The 14,170-nt window shown below is 45.3% G+C and carries 13 protein-coding genes and 1 riboswitch; of the genes, 8 read left to right on the forward strand and 5 right to left on the reverse strand.

What is annotated here, in order from left to right; genetic code table 11:
- Positions 1–26: 26 nt before the first annotated feature.
- Complete coding sequence (corA, locus tag ACWGXJ_RS07680; protein ID WP_023987788.1) at positions 27–962, reverse strand: magnesium/cobalt transporter CorA; 936 nt, start codon at positions 960–962, stop codon at positions 27–29.
- Positions 963–1,514: 552 nt separating this feature from the next.
- Positions 1,515–1,640: riboswitch (SAM riboswitch) on the forward strand.
- A 118-nt stretch (positions 1,641–1,758) separates the two neighbouring features.
- Here corA and metA point away from each other — a divergent pair.
- The 4 genes from metA (at position 1,759) to mqnC (ending at position 6,728) form a co-directional block, all read left to right on the forward strand.
- The gene (metA, locus tag ACWGXJ_RS07685; RefSeq protein ID WP_061829145.1) at positions 1,759–2,676 is read left to right on the forward strand and encodes a homoserine O-acetyltransferase MetA; all 918 of its coding nucleotides are present in this window, start codon (positions 1,759–1,761) and stop codon (positions 2,674–2,676) included.
- Between the two features lie 126 nt (positions 2,677–2,802).
- Entirely contained in the window at positions 2,803–3,987 is a 1,185-nt protein-coding gene (locus tag ACWGXJ_RS07690) for a PLP-dependent transferase (protein ID WP_043882120.1), read from the forward strand.
- On the forward strand, positions 3,984–5,162 hold the full coding sequence (locus ACWGXJ_RS07695) for an aminotransferase class I/II-fold pyridoxal phosphate-dependent enzyme (protein ID WP_069291485.1): 1,179 nt from the start codon (positions 3,984–3,986) through the stop codon (positions 5,160–5,162). Before ACWGXJ_RS07690 ends, ACWGXJ_RS07695 begins: the two co-directional genes overlap by 4 nt.
- A gap of 432 nt (positions 5,163–5,594) precedes the next feature.
- The gene (mqnC, locus tag ACWGXJ_RS07700) at positions 5,595–6,728 is read left to right on the forward strand and encodes a cyclic dehypoxanthinyl futalosine synthase (RefSeq protein WP_061829148.1); all 1,134 of its coding nucleotides are present in this window, start codon (positions 5,595–5,597) and stop codon (positions 6,726–6,728) included.
- Between the two features lie 95 nt (positions 6,729–6,823).
- Here the strand turns inward: mqnC and ACWGXJ_RS07705 are convergent, their stop codons facing one another.
- The 4 genes from ACWGXJ_RS07705 to ACWGXJ_RS07720 form a co-directional block, all read right to left on the reverse strand.
- On the reverse strand, positions 6,824–7,687 hold the full coding sequence (locus tag ACWGXJ_RS07705; protein ID WP_452567880.1) for a YitT family protein: 864 nt from the start codon (positions 7,685–7,687) through the stop codon (positions 6,824–6,826).
- Positions 7,688–7,771: 84 nt separating this feature from the next.
- The gene (locus tag ACWGXJ_RS07710; RefSeq protein WP_336077413.1) at positions 7,772–8,998 is read right to left on the reverse strand and encodes a cation:proton antiporter; all 1,227 of its coding nucleotides are present in this window, start codon (positions 8,996–8,998) and stop codon (positions 7,772–7,774) included.
- Positions 8,999–9,002: 4 nt separating this feature from the next.
- Positions 9,003–9,497, reverse strand: a complete 495-nt coding sequence (locus ACWGXJ_RS07715; protein WP_013309426.1) for a cation:proton antiporter regulatory subunit — start codon at positions 9,495–9,497, stop codon at positions 9,003–9,005.
- A 206-nt stretch (positions 9,498–9,703) separates the two neighbouring features.
- Positions 9,704–10,099, reverse strand: a complete 396-nt coding sequence (locus ACWGXJ_RS07720; protein WP_069291487.1) for a hypothetical protein — start codon at positions 10,097–10,099, stop codon at positions 9,704–9,706.
- Positions 10,100–10,339: 240 nt separating this feature from the next.
- On the opposite strand from ACWGXJ_RS07720, the gene ACWGXJ_RS07725 reads away from it, so the two are divergent.
- The 4 genes from ACWGXJ_RS07725 to ACWGXJ_RS07740 all read left to right on the forward strand — a co-directional run bounded on the left by ACWGXJ_RS07725 (position 10,340) and on the right by ACWGXJ_RS07740 (position 14,033).
- Complete coding sequence (locus ACWGXJ_RS07725) at positions 10,340–11,221, forward strand: putative sporulation protein YtxC (protein WP_452566502.1); 882 nt, start codon at positions 10,340–10,342, stop codon at positions 11,219–11,221.
- 61 nt (positions 11,222–11,282) lie between these two features.
- Positions 11,283–11,858 (forward strand): 3D domain-containing protein, encoded by a 576-nt coding sequence (locus ACWGXJ_RS07730; protein ID WP_061829151.1) that lies wholly within the window; start codon positions 11,283–11,285, stop codon positions 11,856–11,858.
- Positions 11,859–11,942: 84 nt separating this feature from the next.
- Positions 11,943–12,251: a hypothetical protein gene (locus ACWGXJ_RS07735; RefSeq protein WP_069291489.1), complete on the forward strand. Its 309-nt coding sequence runs from the start codon at positions 11,943–11,945 to the stop codon at positions 12,249–12,251.
- A gap of 195 nt (positions 12,252–12,446) precedes the next feature.
- The gene (locus ACWGXJ_RS07740) at positions 12,447–14,033 is read left to right on the forward strand and encodes a S1C family serine protease (RefSeq protein WP_452566503.1); all 1,587 of its coding nucleotides are present in this window, start codon (positions 12,447–12,449) and stop codon (positions 14,031–14,033) included.
- Positions 14,034–14,170 lie beyond the last annotated feature (137 nt).

Genomic DNA, 14,170 nt, shown 5'->3' on the forward strand with positions numbered 1-14,170 from the left:
ACTCCGTACTTTTTCCCCTTTTCTTTTTAAACCCAGTCTTTCTTGCGGAAAATACAGAACATACTGACACCTAGTGCCACCATAATACCAATGACGACAAAATAGCCATAACGTGTATGAAGTTCAGGCATATTATCGAAGTTCATCCCATATATTCCGGTAATGACCGTCAATGGCATAAATACGGTCGTTATTGCCGTAAACACACGCATAATTTCATTGGCACGATTGGCGATACTGGATTGGTAAGCTTCTCGAAGGTTACCCATCAAATCGCGGTAAGTTTCAAAAGTCTCCGAAATTTTCACAGCATTTTCATAAATGTCGCTGAAATATTTTTGCAATTGATCGTCGATGAGTCGCAAATCCCGTTTGTTCAGGGTATTGATGACTTCCTTTTGCGGACCCAGCACTTTTTTCAGCCACAGAATCTCACTTCGTAAGCCGATGATTTCGTTCAAATGCGACTTTTTCGTATGCATTAGAATATCTTCTTCCAGCTTTTCAATGCGGACCTCAATCCGGTCACCAACCAGAAAATAGTTGTCAACAATCAAGTCGACCAACAGATACATAAAGCGGTCAGGCTGGCTGACTTCTTGCTCCCACAGCATAGGCTTGAGGGTACGAAGCTCATTGATTTTCTGCTTGGTCACCGTAATGATAAAATGGCGGCCGAGAAAAATGTTCAAAGCTCGCAAAAATATTTCTTCATCATCAAAACGAATGCTATTTACAACGATAAAATAATGGCTTTCATAAATTTCGATCTTCGGACGCTGTTCTTCTTCACTCAAACAGTCTTCTACTGCAAGATCATGCATGGAAAATAAAGGTTGGAGCACTGCCAAATCATCGACATCAGCATCAATCCAATAAAAACCTTCTGCCGGTGCAGTAAGCGCCATTTCAATTTCTTCGACAGGGGTAAAAACCCCGTTGTTGACCAAACGGATTTTCATATATGTCACTCCTTATGCTCCGTCGTAACGGAAATACGTTTACCTTAAGCATAAGGAATGAACTCAGTTAGCCAGTTAGCCGGTGCGGGTAAGCGTGCATTCTCATCAAAAGCCGGAGGCTTTTGGAGCATGCAGAGCCTGGCGTCCCGTCTTTCGGCAAGCTGAAGTCATTCCTATGCTGTTGTTCAGGGATCGCCGCCTATTCGGACTCGGGTCGCCTTCCATTCCGGATTCACCTCTCAAATGTTCTTTTTTTGATTGCCACAGTATCGCAGGAAACACTCAAAGTCTGCACTACTGCTCCATATTTTTGCCTAATAGCACTTGTATAGTATAACGCTCGGCCTACGGCCTTTCAAGCGCAAAATCATGGGCTAAATCGACAGTAGTGGCAAGAGCTTCAGCGAAAGGAGGGATATGATTTAACCTATGGAAAAGGTAGACAAAATGTGATTGCAGGGCACAAATTTAAAAGTCCCATCTTGACGAAGCCCAGCCGATGCATTAAAGTGAACAACAAGAACTTTGTGAACCCAAAATGAATATAGCGAAATCTTATCAAGAGCAGGTGGAGGGACTAGCCCGATGATACCCGGCAACCGGCGATTTTAATCGCACGGTGCTAATTCTTGCAGGACGCGCGCTTTGTACAAAGAGCGTTGCCCTGACAGATGAGAGAGGCGCATATGGATACAAATATGACCTTTCTCTAACCAGAGAAAGGTCTTTTTATTATATGCCCGGCATCTCAGCAGGACGATTTTCGCAAAACTTACCGAACAAGGAGTGAGTTTACATGCCGATTAAAATTCCAGATACACTACCTGCCAAGGAAGTGCTGGAGGGCGAAAATATTTTCGTAATGGATGAAAGCTTGGCTTATCATCAGGATATTCGTCCGTTGCGCATCGCCATTTTGAATTTGATGCCTACGAAGGAAACGACGGAAACCCAACTATTGCGCCTGGTCGGCAATACGCCGCTGCAAGTGGACGTCACGCTGGTGCACATGAAGTCTCATGTATCCAAAAATACATCGCAAGAATATTTGAATATGTTCTATAAAACGTTTGACGAGATTAAGAACAGTCGTTTTGACGGCATGGTCATTACAGGAGCTCCGGTTGAACAGCTTGAGTTTGAGGATGTGAACTACTGGGAGGAGATCCGGCAAATTTTTGAATGGACGAAAACGAATGTAACTTCGACCATGCACATTTGTTGGGCCTCACAGGCAGGTTTATACCATCATTTCAATGTCCCGAAATACGGGCTCGACTACAAATGCTTTGGCGTATTTCCACACACCGTGATTAAACCTAAAGTAAAATTGCTACGCGGCTTTGACGAACTGTTTTATGCCCCTCACTCCAGACATACGGAGGTTCGGCGGGAAGATATTGATCATATCGCCGAATTAGAAGTTTTATCCGAATCCGAGGAAGCTGGAGTGTACCTCGTAGCCACGCTTGACGGTAAACAAATTTTTGTAACTGGGCATTCTGAATATGACCCGCTTTCATTGAAATGGGAATACGACCGCGATGTGGCCAAAGGAATGGATATTGAAGTTCCCAAAAATTATTTCCCAAATGATGATCCTGAGCGCACACCGCCCTCAATCTGGCGGGCGCACGCCAATTTATTATTCTCGAATTGGCTGAACTATTATGTATACCAAGAGACACCTTACGATATCGGGCCCCAGATTTAAAAAAAGGGGCTTGTAGTTTACCCTTGTACAGTACCACCTTGCAGTAGCGCAGCAGTATAGTCTTTGACATCCATTTTTGCAGGATTGGTTATAGCACCCACTATGGAAGTTAACAGGAGGATTCATATGAGTGAGAAACAGTGGAAAATCGAAAGCAGATTGGCACAAATCGGTTCAGTAGAGGAGCCAGTAACCGGGGCTGTTAATTACCCGATTTACCAATCTACGGCGTTCCGCCATCCCCGTCTGGGTCAAAGCACAGGATTTGATTATATTCGGACGATCAATCCCACGCGAAAGGTACTGGAAGAGGCTTCTGCTGCACTTGAATCTGGTGATGCAGGCTTTGCATGCAGCTCAGGTATGGCGGCGCTGCAAACGGTATTTGCATTGTTTGGACAGGGAGATCATCTCATAGTATCGCTGGATCTGTATGGCGGGACATATCGTTTGCTGGAGCGTATTTTATCTAAATTTGGTGTAACAGCCAGTTATGTGGATACGAACGATCTTGAAGCACTCGAACAGTCATGTCGACCGAATACCAAAGCTGTATTCATAGAAACACCTACAAATCCGTTAATGATGATTACTGATATTCGAGCGGTGGCTGAATGGGCATCACAACATCAGTTGCTTACCATTGTAGATAATACGCTGCTAACACCATACTTCCAGCGGCCATTGGAACTCGGCGCGGATATTGTGGTACATAGCGCAACCAAGTATTTGGGCGGACACAACGATGTGCTGGCAGGGTTAATCGTAACCAAAGGCAAAGAGCTATCAGCTGAAATTTCCTTTCTGCACAATTCCATAGGGGCCGTGCTTTCCCCGAGTGACTGCTACCAGTTGATGAAGGGGATGAAGACGTTAGCGCTGCGTATGGACCGACATGAGCATAATGCAACAGTGCTGTCTAACTATTTACTGACGCATCCGGCGGTGGCGGAAGTATTTTATCCGGCGCTCGAAGGCCATCCAGGTCGTGAAATTCAAAATAAACAATCCAGCGGAAACACAGGGATTTTCTCCTTTAAAGTAAAGGATGCTCGCTATGTAGAGCCTTTGCTTCGTCACATTAAGCTCATTGCGTTTGCGGAAAGTCTCGGCGGTGTTGAGTCGCTAATGACCTATCCCGCGGTGCAGACACATGCGGACATACCAGCAGAAATTCGAGATGCAGTTGGGGTAGATGACAGGCTGTTGCGTTTCTCCGTAGGCATTGAGCATACAGACGACCTCATTGAAGATTTGCGTTCGGCGTTGGAAGCGGCACGTCAAGAAGTAGAAGGAGGAGAGCTGCAATGATAGAGGATGCGAGGAGGATCGGGCAGGATTTGAACAAAGAGCGGAAGTTCGCTACCAAGCTGCTGCATTTTGGTTCTGAAATTGACAGCGTTACAGGGGCCTCGAGCGTCCCGATCTATCAAGCTTCTACCTTTCACCATCATGATATTTTTAATCCTCCACAGCATGACTATAGCCGTTCAGGTAATCCGACACGACAAGCTTTGGAGGATTATATCGCTTTATTAGAAGGCGGGGCGTGCGGCTTTGCCTTTGCGTCAGGTATGGCGGCCATCTCCACTACCTTTATGCTCTTATCCGCTGGAGATCATGTCATTGTTTCGGAGGACGTATACGGGGGAACATATCGACTGCTGACCTCCATTTTGAAACGGATGAATATTGAAACGACCTTCGTTGACATGACGGACCTCAACCTTGTGAAAGAGGCGTTGCAGGAGAATACAAGGGCTGTATATATGGAAACCCCGTCCAATCCGACACTCAAAATTACCGATGTAGCAGGAATAACCTCTTGGGCACAGGATCACGGACTTTTAACTTTATTGGATAATACTTTTATGACACCTTATTATCAACGTCCGATTGAGCAGGGAGTCGATATTGTATTGCACAGTGCGACCAAGTTTCTGGGCGGACACAGCGATGTGCTGGCAGGACTTGCGGTAGCGCGTACCGAATCGCTCGGGAGACAAATCAAGCAGCTCCAAAATGGACTGGGTACCGTGCTGGCTCCGCAGGAGTCATGGTTGCTCATGCGCGGTATGAAGACACTGGAGGCTCGTATGGCTCACAGCGAAAAGAGTGCAGCCAAGCTCGCTAACTGGCTGAACGAGCGCAACGACATTGAGGCAGTATACTACCCGGGTCTGGAAAATCATCCAGGGCGTGAAGTTCATGAGCGTCAATCCAGCGGTTATGGTGCAGTGATATCGTTTGATGTGGGTTCTGGTGAGCGTGCAAAAGAAGTCCTCAGTCGCGTACGTATTCCAATTGTAGCGGTGAGTCTGGGAGCTGTGGAAAGCATCTTGTCGTATCCGGCGATGATGTCACATGCGGCTATGCCCTATAGTGTACGATTGGAGCGCGGGATTACGGACGGACTACTTCGTTTCTCCGTAGGTTTGGAGGATATTGACGACCTGATCAGTGATCTGGATGAGGCGCTGCGCTAGAGCGTTAGCACATCCGCAGCATCTTTGTCGTTTTCACGCCGGGAGCAAATATGTACAGCACTAAACAGCAAGTTTCCAGTATTTCAGGAGGCTTGCTGTTTTCTATAAGAATGGCATGAAGGACAGTGTGAAAAAAGGCACTTTCAGTCCTGTTTTGTTATTTCTTGGCTATACGCAATGTTGAGATAAGCTTGGCAGTTGCCTGTTTTCCTAGGTGAAAAGCAGAAAGAAGCGGGAATAAGTATGGTTCCTTACCTAAAGATATGTTAGTATTATCATTAGGTTTTACTATGCTAAATAGCACAGACAACATACAAGGCCAGTCATGAACATACATTACGGCAGGGTTCGAACGCAGGTTTGTGAAAGCATTCTCGTTCATAAGTCCTGTCGTTCATTTCGTCGCCCTGTGACAGCGAAGGAGGATACACCATGAGTGTAATCGACCATATTTTAGATAAAGCCCTACGCGGCGAACGCCTGAATTTAGAGGATACCGTTGCTTTGTTCGAATCAGACGAGGTAGAAAAAATAGGTCACGCGGCGAATAAAGTCATGAATCGCATGCACCCCGATCCCATTAAAACCTTCGTCATCGGACGAAATATTAACTATACGAACGTATGTGACGTATACTGTCGCTTCTGCGCTTTTTACCGTAGACCGGGTTCCGATGAAGGTTATGTTTTGCCCGATGAGGTGATCTTTCAGAAGATCAAGGAAACGCAGGAGGTAGGTGGCACCGAAATTCTAATGCAAGGCGGTGTGAATCCAAATCTGCCGTTCAGTTATTATACGGATTTGCTGAAAGCTATTAAGGAGCGTTTTCCCGATATTACGATGCACTCCTTCTCGCCAGCTGAAATTCACAAAATGAAGGAAAAATCCGGTCTATCCATGGAAGACACGATTCGAGCCATTCATGAAGCTGGATTGGATTCGCTTCCGGGCGGAGGCGGAGAAATTTTGGATGACCGCACACGCCGCAAAATTAGCCGTCTCAAAGGCTCTTGGCGTGATTGGATGGATGTCATGCAAACGGCTCATAAGGTTGGGATGAACACAACTGCTACGATGGTTATCGGCTTTGGCGAGTTGATGGAGGAGCGTGCGCTGCATTTGTTGCGGGTTCGTGATGCTCAGGACGAATGCATCGAAAACAAATATAATTCTGAAGGATTTTTGGCCTTTATTCCTTGGACCTTCCAGCCAGACAATACCAATCTGAAGAAGGAACGCCAGACGCCAGAGGAATATCTGAAGACCGTTGCCATCAGTCGTCTTGTATTGGATAACATTAAGCATATTCAATCCTCATGGGTAACTATGGGACCTGAAATCGGTAAAAAATCGTTATACTACGGTTGCGATGATTTTGGCAGCACCATGATTGAGGAAAACGTAGTTTCCGCTGCAGGCGCAACGTATAAGGTTAACATCGAATCCATTTTACAGTTGATCCGCGAGACGGGTCACATTCCGGCACAGCGCAATACCCGTTATGATATTATTCGTACTTTTGACAGTGCCAGCAGTATTGAACATGATTTTATCATGCAAAATTAATATCCGTTAATATATTGTTAAATATAAAACGCTTATCTACACTAATCTATGTACAAGGATTAGTGTAGATAAGCGTTTTTTGATGTGTTACTTTACTATGCTTTCCATCGTTTCATATACATGATCTCAGCCTGCGGGTCTGCCATTTGGATGACTGCCTTAAAGCGCTGCAAATCCAACAGATGAACGCTGTAAACGGTGACCATTTGTTCTTTTTTATCCTCAGATTCGCTTTTAATCTTACCCTCTATCTGTGCAGAGCCTCCAACAGGTGTGCTGTGTATACGCAGCCTGCGATATATGGCATCCTCGACGGTTTGCTGTTTCTTGCTGACAACACAAACCATACGCGTCAGACCGGTAAACATCAGCCGGGTCGTTTCATAGGCGGCGAGGCAGGATAGAGCTGAATAGAGAGCTGGCTCCCAGCCTAGCACAAAGCCGGCGGTAATGAGCAGCAGACCATTACACAGCATAACAATCTGTATTAATGGAATCTTACGGTGTGTTAGCAACAATGTGGATGGACGGCCATCGTCAGATTCGTTAAGTCCTAGTGAATCGAGCAGACCACCATGACGAGCTGCCAGCCCTGCGCCAAGACCGATACAGATGCCGCCGCCCAAAGCGCATACGACCGGATGGCCACTCACTGCCGGAAAAGGCGAAAGAATAATGGCTGAGCCCGAAAAGGCGAACAAGCCGGGTAGTGCTCGAAGCAGCATGGGTTTGTGAGTAGACAGAGAATACAGCAACATGAGTGGCAAGTTCAAAACGAATAGCAGTAACCCAAAATGCTCTTGTGTATAAAGCGACATGAGTCTGGAGATCCCCGTGACGCCTCCAGCGATCATATCATGCGGATGTAAAAACAATTCCAGACCGACGGATGCCGTAATTCCACCAATCACCGTATAAAAGACAGGGAACCTGCTCGCATCTCCTGAACCGGGCTTTATAAGCCGCCTCATAGAGTTTCGGCATGTTTTACAGCGTGCGGCATAGCCTTCCCTCCTATGGATTGTCGTATCCAGCTTTTGCAGTTATGCCGAGTTACTTTCTTCCTTTCGTAGGCGGGGGTCCTTGAACTTAAATATTTTGTTTAACATATTAAAGATAGGTTTTGACTGCTTTGTCAGAAGTGGTCCAAGAATCGCCAGTATGAGTACATAGATAGCTGCAAAGGGTTGAACAATATCAAGCAAACCGCCTTCCTTGCCCAAGTTGGCCATGATAATCGAAAATTCACCCCGTGCCACAATGGTCAGACCGATATTTGCTGACGCTTTGGGAGATAAGAAGGCCGTACGCCCAGCCAGCATTCCTGCCCAAATGTTACCAAACAACGTGAGGACGACTGCTGCCAGCGCAAGCCATATCGCGTTTCCTCCCAGGGACAGTGGATCGATGGATAGTCCAAAGCTGAAGAAAAACAGGGCACCAAAGAAATCGCGGAAAGGAACAATTAAATGCTCGATTCGTTTGGCATGTTCCGTTTCGGCCAGTACCAGACCGACCAACAGGGCGCCGATAGCTTCCGCCACATGAATCGTTTCCGAAAAACCAGCCACTAGAAACAGAGAGCCAAAAACAACAAGTCCGAATACCTCATTGGAGCGAATACGGAGAATCCGATTTAACAGAGGGACGGCCTTACGGCCGATAATAATGACTGCAAGCATAAAGCCAAGCGCGATTAGCGCTGATAGCAGCACACCCCCGAGCGAGGATGAATCACTAAGAACCAATCCGGAGAGGATGGAGATGTATACGGCGAGGAAAACATCCTCGAACATAATAATGCCCAAAATCATTTCTGTTTCTGCATTGGCAGTCCGCTTGAGATCTACCAGCACCTTCGCAGCAATAGCACTGGATGATATTGTTGTAATTCCGGCGATAACCAGTGTCTCTGCTACAGGAAAGCCGCTCAGGAAGCCAAGAGCCAGCCCCAGTGTAAAATTGATGCCAATATAAATGGTGCCGCCCACGGCAATGGAACGGCCTGATTTAATTAACCGACCTACTGAGAACTCGAGACCCAAGTAGAAGAGAAGAAACAGCACTCCGATTCTTCCCATAAAATCAATAAATGGGGCGCTTTCGATAAAGCGAAAATCAAAATGCCATAGCTCCATCGCATGCGGCCCAACTGCCATTCCGATCAGGATATAAAAAGGGATGACCGAGAAGCGCAGTTTGGAGGAAATAAGTCCAGCTGCAGCGATGAGAGCAATTGCCAATCCAACCTCAAATACCAGATGATCCATCCAATCACCCGCTTCCGTTCATAAGGATTTGTTTAAAGCGTTTTTGCTGATCGCGTTCCCCAACAACGACTACAGTGGCATCATCGTTAATAATCACTTCAGGACCAGGATTTACATATTTCATTCCTTTTTTCTCCACAATGGCAATAACAGTGGCTCCCGAATTTTGCCTTACATCCAGCTCACCGATGGATTTGCCGACACTTGCATAGTGGGATTCCACTCTATACCATTCGATAATAAAATCATCAAACGTCATTTCTACACTTTCAAGCTGTTTGGGCTTATATGTCATACCCCCGATGATGGAGGCTACCAATCGCGCTTCCTGATCATTCAGGGTTGTCATAGAAATACTTTGTTCCAGATCCTCGTAATCAAAGTGATACAACTCGCGCCTGCCATCATCATGGATAATAATGACAATTCGGTCGCCACTCTCTGCATCTATTCGATACTTAATCCCGATTCCTGGCAAAATAGACTCTCGAATATCCATTTATAAAGCCTCCTGTACGATACGTTATTTAAATGAATGGTATGGGAAATAAATCACATACTCTGGGAGTGACATGGAAACTTTCTTTTTGTATTAAATTTTATGAATTAACGTAAAAAACCTGATACATACACTTACGTATTACAGCTATTGGGAAATATTAACAAATAGACATGCGAATGTGGTGATCTGCATGCAAAGGGAGGTTAAGCCACATAACTAGAGGTGAATTTGATGGGGAACAAGTATAATTGCTTCTTTAGTTTGCAAATGACAGGAATAAAAGGCAGACGTAGTTTAGGGATGCTCAATAACAGCACAAGCGCTATCAAAATGACAAAGGGAAGTGATTTGGCCGCAGCGATCACCAGATGAAGTAAAGGGGAGGATTTGCGTATAGCTGGTTTGGAATGGTGTTCCAGACCGTGAGAATCTGTTTCTAACGAGGAAACATCAGCATGAGGCACGACAGAAGATCCCGCAGTAAACTGGAGGGATTGAGTGGTGTCTTCCGCATGAAACGTCACAGGAAGGGACAAAATCTGAACGAGGCTCAATATGACGATCATGAATGTACGCAGCATGTTCAGCATCGTTAACATCTTATCTCCTCCCTCTTGTGAAAAATTCATATTACTATAACCTTAACATACCCCACCCTAAATATTCAAACGTCTTTCGTTATTTCCTATATCACAGTAATTGTTTATAACACGCCAAACCAGCTTTTTGAAACTTGGTCATCCTCTTTTGGATATGTCTTTCTGTTTCCAGTCGTTCACTTCGTATAACCCTTTAGAGGCCGCCATATACTGAAAGCAGTGATCGAAAGGAGTGAGCCAATGGAACTGTTTACAGTGTGGACCAATACAGACGGAGATCAGGAAACCAACCGGTTTTATGAAGTGGTCAAAAGTAGAACAAAGGGACTACATATGTCACGGCGCGGATTTCGATTCACTTTCAGACAGCTGGACAACAAAGTGGCATGGACCTGCAAGGGCACAGAAAGCAATTCGGCGTTTGAAAGCTTTCTCCCCTGTGTATACAGCATCATGTCTTCGGCAATAGCGGATTTTATTATCGAAGTCAAGGAGTGGGGGATGCTCAATCTCATTCTCACCAAAGCCTGTTCGCTGCTGGAGAAAGAGGATACGGAGCAAATTCGCAGTATGATTCGTTCACTGTTAAACGATGATGGCCCGAGAGGCCGTTTGAAGCGTCATGGTAAGCTGACCACTATCCTGGAGAAGGATTTCAAGGAGCTTCGTGTGATCAATTTGGAAGGACTGATTCAATTTAGGCTCCATGCGTATAAAAAAGAGCTTGAAGAAATCGTCGACTATGCCATGGAAGAATTCTGGGCAGATCGGCAATACGAAGAATTTATGGGGCTGCTTAAATATTTTGTTTTTTTTCAGGAAAGCAAAGTTCCGCTCGTACACGTACTTCACCAAGGCGGACATAATTTTACGATTCTGGATAGTGCCATGGTACCCATACCGACTCCTGATGCAGATGACATCATTGTCGAGATGCCAGGCATTGAACTAGGAATGGAGGTCGAAGATCGAATCGTAAGCACCCTTATTTCGATTTCTCCTGCTTCCATTATATTGCACACAGACGATGAGCACACCCCCATAGTGCGGACACTCCTGCATATTTTTGAAGATAAAGTGAAGCTGAGCAGACTTTATCCAGGTCAGGATGTTCAAAAATAATAATCTTTTCGTATAAACCAATGGATTTCTGGAAAGCCTTTGCCTCAAGGGGAGGTTTTTTATGAGATCCATGTTGGTATGGAAACGGATTTTGGGAACCGTGTTAATTGCAACCTGTCTGGTATTGCCCGGCAATGAAGTTTACGGTCACAAAGAACCGGTCCAGCATAAAAAATGGCAGTCCGCACCTGTTTTGGCTCCACGCGAGGAGCAGGTTATTACGACCATGACGGTCACGGCAACAGGATATACAGCAGGCTATGAATCGACTGGCAAACGGCCAAGTCATCCCGGCTACGGTATTACGTATTCCGGTGTAAAAGTGCGTCGTGACAAGAACACTCTGTCTACGATTGCGGCTGATCCCAAAACGTTTCCTTTGGGGAGCATATTGTACATTCCAGGTTATGGATACGGGATTGTAGCAGATACAGGTTCTGCGATTAAGGGCAATAAAATTGACTTGTATTTTAAAACAACCCGGCAGGTGTATTCTGAATGGGGCAAGAAAGATGTGGATGTTCAAATTATAAAAAAAGGTAACGGAAAATGTACGGAAAAGATGGTAAAATCGCTCCAAAAAGCGATAGAAACGCATAAAACCATTCCGAGTGCGACACTGGATGCTTCCATATAATCCTTGAATATTGTTTTTTCCAACATCACATACTATGTTGCGGGATAAGCTTATCCCACAAAACATACTGGGAGGTTGAGAATTATGCCAAATCAAGGCGGAAGTTCTTTCACGAACAAAGGCTTCAAGGCAAGCACAGGAAATCAGTTCAAAGCGGAATTTGCACAAGACAATACGGTAGGTGTCGTTTCACAAAAGGTAAAGCAGTCTGAACAAAATAAAATTCAAGACAACTTCCAGACACCAAATGAGAAGTATGATGAAGAATTTGCAACAGATCAAGGCGGTACAGGTGCAGTAGCGCAAAAAGTTCAAAACTCCAGTCGCAACAAAATTCAAAACAATGCTCAAACACCGAACGAAAAGTTCGACGAAAACTTTAACACGAAATAAAAAAGCATATACAATCGATAATGCTCCGGATTATATCCGGGGCATTTCGTTTTAAGTGAAAGTGATTAGGTACAATAGGTCTAAGGTTTTATCTCCTTTTTAATTTTTTTTAAGGTGGAATTAAGGTTTAAAGTGCAAAATAAAGTCAGTTAAACAACACCACCTTGAAGCATAGGGTTTGGGAGGAGATATACAATGGACGAATTTAAAAATAATAACTCCGGACGCCGGAACGACAACGATCAGGTTGATACCGATAACGCAACTCGGCAAAACGATTCGAACGGTTCCTCATATTATTATTCTTACGGCCCTTTTTCTTCAGTTCAATCGGATGGACAACGTAAGGAAGGGCAGTCGGTGGAAAAGGATGTTGAGATTACGCCAACGCAGGCAGTGAGACCTCTTCCTCCCTCTTACCATCGGGCTATGCCTGAGCAACAGGATGGTTCGGGTCGGAATGGCGGCAACTGGCAATTCAAACCGAATAAGCCCAAGTCGCAGGTGAAAACAATATTCTTATCTTTTTTGGCCGGGATGCTGGTCATTACGGTATTGATGTATACAGCTGACCGAACAAATATGTTCACACCCGAGACGGCGTTAACTTCAGCGGCAGCTGAAAGCGGAGAAACGACTAATTCAGGAACCACCAGCTCGACTCCAAGCGCAGTTCCGGCTGTGATGCCTTCAGGTACCGCTGATGTTCAATCTGTTGTGGCCAAGGCTGGGCCGGCAGTCGTCAAAATCGAAACGCTTGCCAAACAAACCAGTGGCAGCAGTGGCAGACAAAGCAGCCCTTATTACAATGACCCGCTGTATCAATACTTTTTCGGTAATCAGTATGGTGACAGTGGCAGCAGCGGTAACAGTAATGAAAATGAAGGTAGCAACAGCGGGCAGCTGACTCCGCTTGGTATTGGTTCCGGTTTTATTTTTGATAAATCGGGTTACGTCCTAACCAACAACCATGTTGTTGAAGGCGCGAGTGTGGTTCAGGTTACAGTAGAGGGAACTAATAAGCCTTACGAAGCCAAAGTCTTGGGCAAAAATGCTGATCTTGATTTGGCAGTACTTAAAATTGAAGGCAAAAACAACTTTCCGACAGTAACTTTGGGTGACTCCGATAACGCTAAAGTCGGCGAATGGATGGTCGCAATCGGCAACCCTGAAGGCTTTGAACATTCGGTAACAGCCGGGGTGCTAAGTGCGAAAGAACGTACGATCACTATTAATAGTGAATCGACTGGAAAACCGACGCAATACAAGCATCTCATTCAGACGGATGCGTCCATTAACCCTGGTAACTCTGGCGGACCGCTATTAAATCTGCAAGGGCAGGTTATCGGTATGAACGTAGCTGTTAGTGCAGACGCACAGGGAATCGGGTTTGCGATTCCGTCCAATACGATTTTGGAAGTCGTCGATAAGCTGAAAAATAACCAGCCTATTCCGAAAGAACCTGTACCTTTCATTGGTGCAAGTCTGTTAAATTTGAGTCCTGAAGTAGCCAAAGAACTGGGTACATCCCTGACCGAAGGCTCGGTTGTACGGGATATTATATACAAATCACCAGCTTATCAGGCCGATCTGCGTCCTTACGATGTGATTATCGGAGCGAATGGCACGCCTTATAGCACATCACAAGAGCTGATCCAGTTCATTCAAAAACAAAAAGTGGGTACAGCGCTGACACTTAACATCGAACGAGCTGGGCAGAAAAAAGATGTTCAGCTGAAAATTGGCAACAAAAATGACTTTAGCTCGACGCTTCAGCAATAGATAAAACTCTGCAAAAATGAACAAGTGCACGTAAGAAACGGAAGGAAGATCCCTTCCGTTTCTTTCTGTATGAAGCAGCCAGATGCTACACGCGTCTACTCCTGCTACAATAGAAGGAAAAGAAGAGATAAAGGAGT

The sequence above is a fragment of the Paenibacillus sp. S33 genome, from assembly GCF_053615415.1.

Excerpts from the sequence above, each read along its gene's own strand:
- corA (WP_023987788.1), bottom strand. The coding sequence starts at position 962 with ATGAAAATCCGTTTGGTCAACAACGGGGTTTTTACCCCTGTCGAAGAA.
- ACWGXJ_RS07725 (WP_452566502.1), top strand. The coding sequence starts at position 10,340 with ATGGAACTGTTTACAGTGTGGACCAATACAGACGGAGATCAGGAAACC.
- ACWGXJ_RS07720 (WP_069291487.1), bottom strand. The coding sequence starts at position 10,099 with ATGTTAACGATGCTGAACATGCTGCGTACATTCATGATCGTCATATTG.
- ACWGXJ_RS07695 (WP_069291485.1), top strand. The coding sequence starts at position 3,984 with ATGATAGAGGATGCGAGGAGGATCGGGCAGGATTTGAACAAAGAGCGG.
- ACWGXJ_RS07735 (WP_069291489.1), top strand. The coding sequence starts at position 11,943 with ATGCCAAATCAAGGCGGAAGTTCTTTCACGAACAAAGGCTTCAAGGCA.
- metA (WP_061829145.1), top strand. The coding sequence starts at position 1,759 with ATGCCGATTAAAATTCCAGATACACTACCTGCCAAGGAAGTGCTGGAG.
- mqnC (WP_061829148.1), top strand. The coding sequence starts at position 5,595 with ATGAGTGTAATCGACCATATTTTAGATAAAGCCCTACGCGGCGAACGC.
- ACWGXJ_RS07715 (WP_013309426.1), bottom strand. The coding sequence starts at position 9,497 with ATGGATATTCGAGAGTCTATTTTGCCAGGAATCGGGATTAAGTATCGA.
- ACWGXJ_RS07710 (WP_336077413.1), bottom strand. The coding sequence starts at position 8,998 with ATGGATCATCTGGTATTTGAGGTTGGATTGGCAATTGCTCTCATCGCT.
- ACWGXJ_RS07740 (WP_452566503.1), top strand. The coding sequence starts at position 12,447 with ATGGACGAATTTAAAAATAATAACTCCGGACGCCGGAACGACAACGAT.
- ACWGXJ_RS07690 (WP_043882120.1), top strand. The coding sequence starts at position 2,803 with ATGAGTGAGAAACAGTGGAAAATCGAAAGCAGATTGGCACAAATCGGT.
- ACWGXJ_RS07730 (WP_061829151.1), top strand. The coding sequence starts at position 11,283 with ATGAGATCCATGTTGGTATGGAAACGGATTTTGGGAACCGTGTTAATT.